This window comes from Anabaena sp. UHCC 0399 (assembly GCF_034931465.1).
Lineage (GTDB): Bacteria > Cyanobacteriota > Cyanobacteriia > Cyanobacteriales > Nostocaceae > Trichormus > Trichormus minutissimus.
The window spans coordinates 1-8,537 of sequence record NZ_JAYGGZ010000022.1; the positions used below are offsets into that span (position 1 = coordinate 1).

Sequence of the window (8,537 nt, forward strand, 5' to 3'; positions counted from 1 at the left end):
AGGTAATTCCTTAATCGCGTTAGGCAATGCTTATCATCGGTGTGGCAAAATTCGAGAAGCATTTGCAGCCTCGTATCAAGCCCAGTTGATTTTCCAAGAACTTGAGCTTCCTTTTGAAGCTATGCCTTCTCCTCAGTGGCTAAAATCACTAATAAAATTCGCTCAACGTGGTTGGTTTCAGTTTATTTTGTGTTTCATTTTTGGTCTGATAGCCTTTCCCTTTGCCATTATATGGGTGATTCTATTAATTTTATGGCGTTTAATCCGTTTCCAGTTTAGAAGATGAAACCTGATATCTTCTGTTTGTAGTTTTTGGGCGTGGTTGCGTCGGTTTTGGCGTTGGGTTCGCTCTTGGTTTCGGGGGTAAACAAAGTCCATTCACTTATAATTAATGTAAGCTGTTAATTTCCAACTTCTTAATCACCTATGCAAAAACTAGAAATAGAACTCGATCAAGAAACATTTGCCAAAATCAACCAATTGGCACAAACCTATAATTGCCAAGTGTCAGATTTAATTACAGCAATGATTGGGCATCTCACTCAACCAGAAATTCTTAATGATAAATTTATCGGGAAATGGGCTGATGATTCTGAATTAGTTGATGAAATGGTTGCTGATATTTTAAAACACAGGAATTAAAAATGAGTTTAGTCATTCCTGATGAGATTGCTAAAGCAAGTGGATTATCAGAAAAATAATTAATTAGAGCCAAAACATAAGAATTGCTTGATAAAATAGTTAGAGATATTTTAGAACACAGGATTAATAGAAATAATGTCTGAAAAAGCCACTACTGAATATAGACATATCCTAGTTGATGAAAATAATGTTCCTTACATTACAGGAACATCAATGAAAGTTGTCACAAAATACTTGGTAATAGTTTTGATGCGGTGTCATTTTTCGTTGTAATTATCTTCAATAACACCGGATGGTACTAAAATTTGTGTGAATAATTGTGGGATTAATTGAGCTTGTTGACTTTTTAAAAGAACAATTAAAGGTGAAGAGTTAACAATGACGCGACTAATCGGCATTCATCAGTTCCTCTGCTAACTCTTGGTCCGTATATTGCATAAAATCCACTTGATAGCGTGCTAAAGCATTGATAAATTCAGCACGAGTCAGTCCAGAAATTTCTGATGCTTTAGCTTGTGATATTTCACCTAATTCATACCATTTGACAGCTGCCGCAATTCGCATTTCTTGAACAAATTCTTCAGGGTTTTTGCGAAGTGCTGAAAAAACTGTTTCTGGTAATTGAATTGCTACAGTTCGCATAAAATGATAAAGTACAATTATTTTATATTTTTCATTATAAATCAATTTTGAATTAGCAAAAAAATTATAACCCTGACTTCTTGAAGAAATCAGGGTTATGGAAAAAAGCAACTACTACCTATTCGCTAAATATTGATACATCTGCCAACGTGCATCAACTTCAGCTTGTGCTTGTTCTAGCAGTGTTTTAGCAACTTCTGGTTTACTCTTGGTGAGCATTTTGAAGCGATTTTCTTGATACATGGATGGCTCTACTGATTGAGTAGGCGATCGCATATCTAACTGTAAGGGATTTTTGCCCTGTTCTCGCAACAATGGATTATGGCGATACAATAACCAGCGTCCTGACTCTACCAGGGTTTTTTGATGGTTCATCCCGGTGGTCATATTGATGCCGTGGGCGATGCAATGGCTGTAAGCAATAATCAATGATGGCCCGTCAAAAGCTTCAGCTTCTATAAATGCTTTGAGTGTTTGGTCATCTTTTGCACCTAACGCTACACTCGCCACATAAACATTACCGTAATTCATCGCCATTAAACCCAAGTCTTTCTTCGGCGCAGGCTTACCACTGGCGGCGAATTTGGCGACGGCGGCGCGGGGGGTGGCTTTGGAAGATTGTCCCCCGGTATTGGAATATACTTCCGTATCCATGACTAAAATATTGACGTTGCGACCACTGGCTAACACATGATCAATACCACCAAAGTCAATATCATAAGCCCAACCATCACCGCCGACTATCCAGACGCTTTTCTTCACTAGGTAATCAGCGAGGGATTTGAGATTGTGGATTTTGGATTTGAGATTGGGATCAAAAGTCTGGATTTTATCCAACTGTTGTTTTAATAACTCTACGCGATCGCGCTGTTCCCAAATATCAGTCTCGGTTTTTTGTTCGGCTTTGAGGAGGGAATTAACTAAATTATCCCCTACTTCGGTGCTGAACTGCTGTAATAGTTCCGCCGCGAATTCCGTTTGCTTATCTAGTGAGAGACGGTAGCCAAAACCAAATTCGGCGTTATCTTCAAATAAACTATTTGACCATGCGGGGCCTCTACCATCGGCGTTTTTCGTCCAAGGGGTGGTGGGGAGGTTTCCGCCGTAAATGGAAGAACAACCAGTGGCGTTAGCAATAACTGCGCGATCGCCAAATAGTTGTGTTAATAATTTTAGATAAGGTGTCTCACCACATCCAGCACAAGCACCGGAAAATTCAAATAATGGTTCTTGCAGTTGTTGTTGGCGAATTTGGTTGAGTTTTAGCTGTCGTCGGTCAGGGTTGGGTAAATTCAAAAAGAAAGTCCAATTTGCTCTTTCCTGTTCCCGTAAAGGTAGCTGCTGTGCCATGTTAATCGCTTTTAAAGATGGCTCAGATTTATTTTTAGCTGGGCAGACATTCACACAAATAGCGCAGCCTGTACAGTCTTCTGGGGCTACTTGGATGGTAAATTTTTGGTTAGCGAAGTCTTTATCTTTGGCGTTGACTGACTTGAAGGTAGACGGCGCATTCACTAACTCACTCGGTTGATAAACCTTAGCGCGAATTGCCGCATGGGGACACACCATTACACACTTATTGCACTGAACGCAGATATCTGTTTCCCATACGGGGATTTCTTCAGCAACGTTACGTTTTTCCCATTTCGCTGTACCTGTGGGAAATGTCCCATCTGGTGGTAATGTACTGACAGGTAAGTCATCACCTTGCCACACCATAATTTTCCCCAGAACCTCCTGTATAAATGCCGGGACGCTGCTGGGAAAGGGACTTTGGGTAGACTGTTCTTCATCTATCCATTTGCCTTTTTCCTTGATGGGGACTTGCACCTGATGTAAATTCTCTAGGGTTTGGTCTACCGCTTGTAGGTTCATGCGGACAACTTCCGCGCCTTTTTTACCATAAGTCTTTTCAATCGCTTGTTTAATTTTAGCGATCGCCTGTTCTTGTGGTAAGACTCCAGCTAAGGCAAAGAAACATACCTGCATGATAGTATTAATCCTGCCACCCATACCACTATTACGGGCGACTTGATTAGCGTTGATAACGTAGAGTTTAAGTTGCTTGTCTAATATTTGTCGCCGGACTTTTAGGGGTAGATGTTCCCAGACTGTATCAGCATCATAGGGACTATTAACTAATATAGTTCCCCCAGACACAGCCGCTTTTAATACATCTATGCGTTCCAAAAATCCCCAGTGATGACAACCAATAAAGTTAGCTTGGTCAATTAAGTAAGTAGAACGGATGGGTTGAGAACCGAAGCGCAAGTGAGAAACAGTCATTGAGCCTGATTTTTTGGAATCATAGACGAAATAGCCTTGGGCGTAGTTGTCTGTTCCTTCCCCAATAATTTTAATTGAGTTTTTGTTAGCTCCCACTGTCCCATCAGAACCCAAACCGTAGAACATAGCCCGGACAACGTTATCGGGTTCAGTGGAGAAATTGGGGTCAAAGTTTAAGGATGTATGCGTTACATCATCATTAATCCCGATAGTAAAGTGATTCTTCGGCGTAGCTTGAGCCAAGTTATCAAACACAGCCTTCACCATCGCCGGTGTAAATTCCTTCGACGATAACCCATACCTTCCACCAATAACTTTGGGAAGTGCTGAGTGAGGAGAGTTATTTTTAGAATTCCATCCCTCATGAATGGCTGTCACCACATCTAAATACAACGGTTCGCCTGCGCTTCCTGGTTCTTTGCTGCGATCAAGGACTGCGATCGCCTGTACACTATTCGGTAAAGCCTGGATAAATCTGTCTACATCAAAGGGGCGATAGAGTCTAACTTTGAGAACGCCGACTTTTTCACCTGTGGCGTTGAGGTAATCTACGGTTTCATGGACTGTTTCGCAACCAGAACCCATGATGATAATGACGCGATCGGCATCACTTGCGCCATAATATTCATAAATCTTGTAAAATCTGCCTGTGCGTTCCCCAAATTTATCCATGATGTCCTGAACTATTTCTGGACAGGCGTTGTAATAGGGGTTTGCGCCTTCACGGGCTTGGAAGTAAACATCAGGGTTTTGGGCTGTCCCCCGTAATAATGGACGGTCTGGAGTCAAGGCGCGGGCGCGGTGGGCGAATATTTTATCGTCGTTAATGAGCGATCGCAAATCATTATCTGACAATAACTCGACTTTCTGTACTTCATGGGAGGTACGGAAACCATCAAAGAAATGCAAAAATGAAACTCGTGTATCTAAAGTTGCAGCATGGGCTATCAGCGCAAAATCTTGACTCTCCTGCACTGAAGCCGAACACAGTAAAGCACAACCAGTACCACGGGCTGCCATTACGTCGCTATGATCACCGAAAATAGACAGTGCATGGGTAGCTAAAGACCTAGCCGCAACGTGAACAACCGTGCTAGTTAATTCCCCCGCAATTTTGTAGAGGTTGGGAATCATTAATAAAAGTCCCTGAGAAGCGGTGAAGGTGGTACTCAGTGAACCCGTTTGTAACGCCCCATGCACCGCACCAGCCGCCCCGCCTTCGCTTTGCATCTGCACCACACTAGGAACAGTTCCCCAAAGATTAGGACGACCTTCCGCCATCCAAGCATCAGTCCATTCACCCATTGCTGAAGAGGGGGTAATGGGATAGATAGCTACTACTTCATTTAATTTGTAAGCTACACGAGCAACAGCTTCATTCCCGTCAATCGTAGCAAAGCTTTTATTCATTATTTTCTCCCCGTCTCGACTTCTATTGATTGGTTTAATTTGGATGCAGAGAACCCGTGAATAGAAGCATCAAAAATAGCCAGAGCCAGGAATTTGGTTGTGATATATAGCGTTTCTTCATCACATGAGGTAATCATCGTCTCTTCTTCGCAAGGGCTAGCGTGAACACACATCTTTCTGCTAGGTACAGAATGTGGTTTGATCCCCCTAAATCCCCCTTAATAAGGGGGACTTTGATTCTTGTTCCCCCCTTTTTTAAGGGGGGTTAGGGGGGATCAAAACTTTGTGGGACTAGGTTATCAGACTTGTGTGTACACCGTAGGCAAGGGAGGAGGGGTTTCTGACTTTTCACGGAATCTGGAAAACCCCTCGACCTAGCTTGCTTCCCTACAAGGAGAAAGGCTTTAACTTTTCCCCCTTCCCTAGTAGGGAAGGGGGTTAGGGGGTTAGGTTTCGCGTTAGCTTTTCCACATAACATGAAAAGTCAGGAGGGGGTTGGGGTGCTTTTACCTCAATTAAAGGAGAAACGCTATATTCAATTTCCGAATATAAAATCAAACATTTAAACTTGTAATTATCCTTAATTGTATTAATTGTGAATGTGGCTATTGGCTATTAGTTTAGCTTGCAAAATACTTCGCATACTATTATCTCATTCACAAAAATATATCTTTTAACAAATATTAGTAATGTACTCAATATCTAGAAACACATATTAATCAGACTTCCAGACTCAGAATTATTGAGTCTGGGGTACAGGTACGGGATAGGTGACTGTAGCAGTTTGAAATGATTTGTAACAATCCTCCTACACCATGTATTTGCAACGTTAATGAGTCTTCATCGCTTAAATTTGTAACTTTGGAAGTTTCCCGAAAGTGCGATTGCTGTCCGACAGTAAAGGATACAAGGCTTGCAAAAAGCCGAAAATCAGAAAAAATTTACGTAAGCTTAACTACTATCGTAGATATACTGCTAGTGCTAGTATCAATCTAGAATTTATACTTATTCATTTAAATCAATTATGTGGAGACCATAGTAATGATTAGTGCAATGATTGGTGCATGGGTAGGAGAATTTGTCACAGTAGAAGTTTCTAAAGCATTGCTGAGTGGTGTTACGAGCAGGCTTAACCCTAGTGATTTAGATAAGGCTATTAAAACTGCAACTATAGAAGCTTGTAATCAGGAAAACCGATTATTTTCTTCTTGCCCACCAGACTTTATACCAAAATTTTTATGTAATTTTTTTAAAGAACAAGGATTATCAGAGCTACAGAAACCTTTAAAAAATGAGGGAAAGCCTGATGTAGATTATTTAGTTGAAGTGTTCAAAAAAGCAGCTTTAGCTGACTCAAAAATGAAAGAAATTAAAATTGACTATGTTCATTCATGGATGGAGGTTTTTGTTACAACTTATTTTGAAAATACAGATAATTGTATAAGGTTTCAGATTGCTAAAGAAGACTATTGTCAGCAATTAGTCAATTGGTTTGATGATGTTAAGTTTGCTGGGATTGCTGTACCAGGACAAGAAGTAGACAAATCGGAGAAGCTAGTCAATATTTTTGTGTTACCAGAAGTGCAGGAGGATAACCAAAATGATTTAAACTCTAGCATAGAAACAGAGTTGTTATCATCCAATTTGAGCCAAAGTCAGCAACAATTACTTTGGGAACAGAGACAGCGTGCTTTACGAAACTCTTCTGGGCGAAAATTGTTGGCTTCCCAAATTTTAAGTCAAACCAACTGCCAAAAGTTTGTTCTTTTAGGTGCGCCTGGCTCTGGAAAAACTACTTTACTGAGTTATTTTGTGGTGATGATAGCTCAGAAGCAGATTGATCAACTGAATATAACAGCAGCAGACTATTTACCTATTATAATTTCCATACGAGATTTTGCTAGGCAAGAAAATACTAGCATTCTGGAATATGTTAAGCAATTTGTGGAAAAAAATTTATGTGTCAAAACCTTACCTGTAGGTTTTTTTGAATATTGGTTAGACGATGGACGCACTTTTATATTTTTTGATGGTTTGGATGAGATTGCTCAAGAGAATAAACGATATGAGGTAGTGCGAAAAATCGAGAATTTTTTAGGGCAGTTTCCGAAAAATTGTGCAGTTATTACCTCTCGTCCTGCTGGCTATAAACATGATTTTTTTAATACTCAAGAGTTTGACCATTACGAGCTTTTAGCTTTTGATGATGAGAAGATAGAAAAGTTTATTAACTGTTGGTATAACAGCCGTATTCAAGATAAGTCAGAGGCGGAGCGACGTAAAACAACTTTACGGGAAGCAATAAATAAAAATGATCGTCTCAAATTGCTAGCGCGTAATCCTTTGCTGTTGACTATTATTGCTCTGATTCATCGCTATCAAGCAGTTTTACCTAAAGGTCGCCACAAACTTTATGAGAAAGCTGTAGAAACTCTCTTAACTTCTTGGAATGGAAACAAAGACATTAGCATTGAGCAATTATTAAATCTTGATATTGAGGATTTACTGTTTTTGATGCGAAAATTAGCTTTTTGGATTCATGGACAAGGTAGTACAGAAGATAAAGAAGGGGGAACACTAATTGCTCGTGAAGATTTGCTTGACCAATTAAAAAGAGAAATCAAATCTTTGAAAGAAATTGAGCTTTATAAAGCAGAGGAAAAAGCGAAACGTTTTTTAAGTTTGATTCAGGAACGTACTGGACTGCTTAATGAACAAGGTCAAGATTGCTATGCTTTTGTGCATAAAACATTTCAAGAATATCTGTGTGCTAAAGAAATTAATTACCAAGCAGATGATCAAGACGATTTTGATATTGTTTTAGAGTATATTGATCAGCATCTCCATGACCCTCATTGGCGAGAGGTCTTACTATTATTAATTACTCAGCAAGCACCAAACAAAGCGGCTACAGCAATTAAAAGAGTTCTCAGCAGGAATAGCGAATATGAACAATGGTTGCATCGTGACTTATTATTTGCTGGGAATTGCCTTGCTGAAGATATCAAAAATTTAAAAAATGCCAAAGATTCTCCATCTATAGAAATGTTACAAGATTTAGTAAATCTTGAAATCAGCGATTCGTTGCAAGTTAGTTATCAAATTAAATCACAAGTATTTCAAGTTTTATGTAGCCTGAATGAAACAGCTTTTCAAACTCAAGCTCTGCAATTGTTAAAAGAGAAGGAGAAACAAATAGATCAAGTACGATTTCAAAAGTATTGTGCTGCATTAGGCGAAAAAGAAGTAGCAGTTAAAAAATTAATTGAGATGACAAAAAACCCTGACTCTAGTGTACGTTCTAATGCCGCACGTGCGTTAGGAGAAATAGGTTCAGAAAAAGCAATTACTGGCTTACTAGAACTCATTAAAGACTCAGAATATATCGTGCTTGTTAGTGCCACGGCCGCTCTGATAACAATAAATTCAGAATCAGCAATTCCTGGCTTACTGGCACTCATCAAAGATTTAGACGATGAAGTGAGGTTCTTTCCCAAATATGCGTTAGGAGAAATAGGTACAGAAAAAGCAATTCCTGGCTTACTAGAACTTCTCAA

At 39.7% G+C, this 8,537-nt stretch carries 5 protein-coding genes and 1 pseudogene; 3 read left to right on the forward strand and 3 right to left on the reverse strand.

From position 1 onward, the window contains the following. Positions 1-286 (forward strand): annotated as a pseudogene (locus VB693_RS13530) (transcriptional regulator); the annotation flags it as partial. 140 nt (positions 287-426) lie between these two features. Then, on the forward strand, positions 427-642 hold the full coding sequence (locus VB693_RS13535) for a hypothetical protein (RefSeq protein ID WP_323266724.1): 216 nt from the start codon (positions 427-429) through the stop codon (positions 640-642). Positions 643-899: 257 nt separating this feature from the next. On the opposite strand, the gene VB693_RS13540 is transcribed toward VB693_RS13535, so the two are convergent. The 3 genes from VB693_RS13540 to nifJ all read right to left on the reverse strand — a co-directional run bounded on the left by VB693_RS13540 (position 900) and on the right by nifJ (position 4,980). Then, positions 900-1,040 carry a hypothetical protein gene (locus tag VB693_RS13540; protein WP_323266725.1) on the reverse strand — a complete coding sequence of 47 codons (141 nt, stop codon included), beginning with the start codon at positions 1,038-1,040 and terminating at the stop codon, positions 900-902. Then, positions 1,030-1,284 (reverse strand): UPF0175 family protein, encoded by a 255-nt coding sequence (locus VB693_RS13545; protein WP_323266787.1) that lies wholly within the window; start codon positions 1,282-1,284, stop codon positions 1,030-1,032. Before VB693_RS13545 ends, VB693_RS13540 begins: the two co-directional genes overlap by 11 nt. Positions 1,285-1,398: 114 nt before the next feature. Next, on the reverse strand, positions 1,399-4,980 hold the full coding sequence (gene nifJ, locus VB693_RS13550; RefSeq protein WP_323266726.1) for a pyruvate:ferredoxin (flavodoxin) oxidoreductase: 3,582 nt from the start codon (positions 4,978-4,980) through the stop codon (positions 1,399-1,401). Positions 4,981-6,021: 1,041 nt separating this feature from the next. Here nifJ and VB693_RS13555 point away from each other — a divergent pair. Then, positions 6,022-8,537, forward strand: a 2,516-nt coding sequence (locus VB693_RS13555) for a HEAT repeat domain-containing protein (protein WP_323266727.1), incomplete at its 3' end; no start/stop codon positions are given.

Excerpts from the sequence above, each read along its gene's own strand:
- VB693_RS13535 (WP_323266724.1), top strand. The coding sequence starts at position 427 with ATGCAAAAACTAGAAATAGAACTCGATCAAGAAACATTTGCCAAAATC.
- VB693_RS13545 (WP_323266787.1), bottom strand. The coding sequence starts at position 1,284 with ATGCGAACTGTAGCAATTCAATTACCAGAAACAGTTTTTTCAGCACTT.
- nifJ (WP_323266726.1), bottom strand. The coding sequence starts at position 4,980 with ATGAATAAAAGCTTTGCTACGATTGACGGGAATGAAGCTGTTGCTCGT.
- VB693_RS13540 (WP_323266725.1), bottom strand. The coding sequence starts at position 1,040 with ATGCCGATTAGTCGCGTCATTGTTAACTCTTCACCTTTAATTGTTCTT.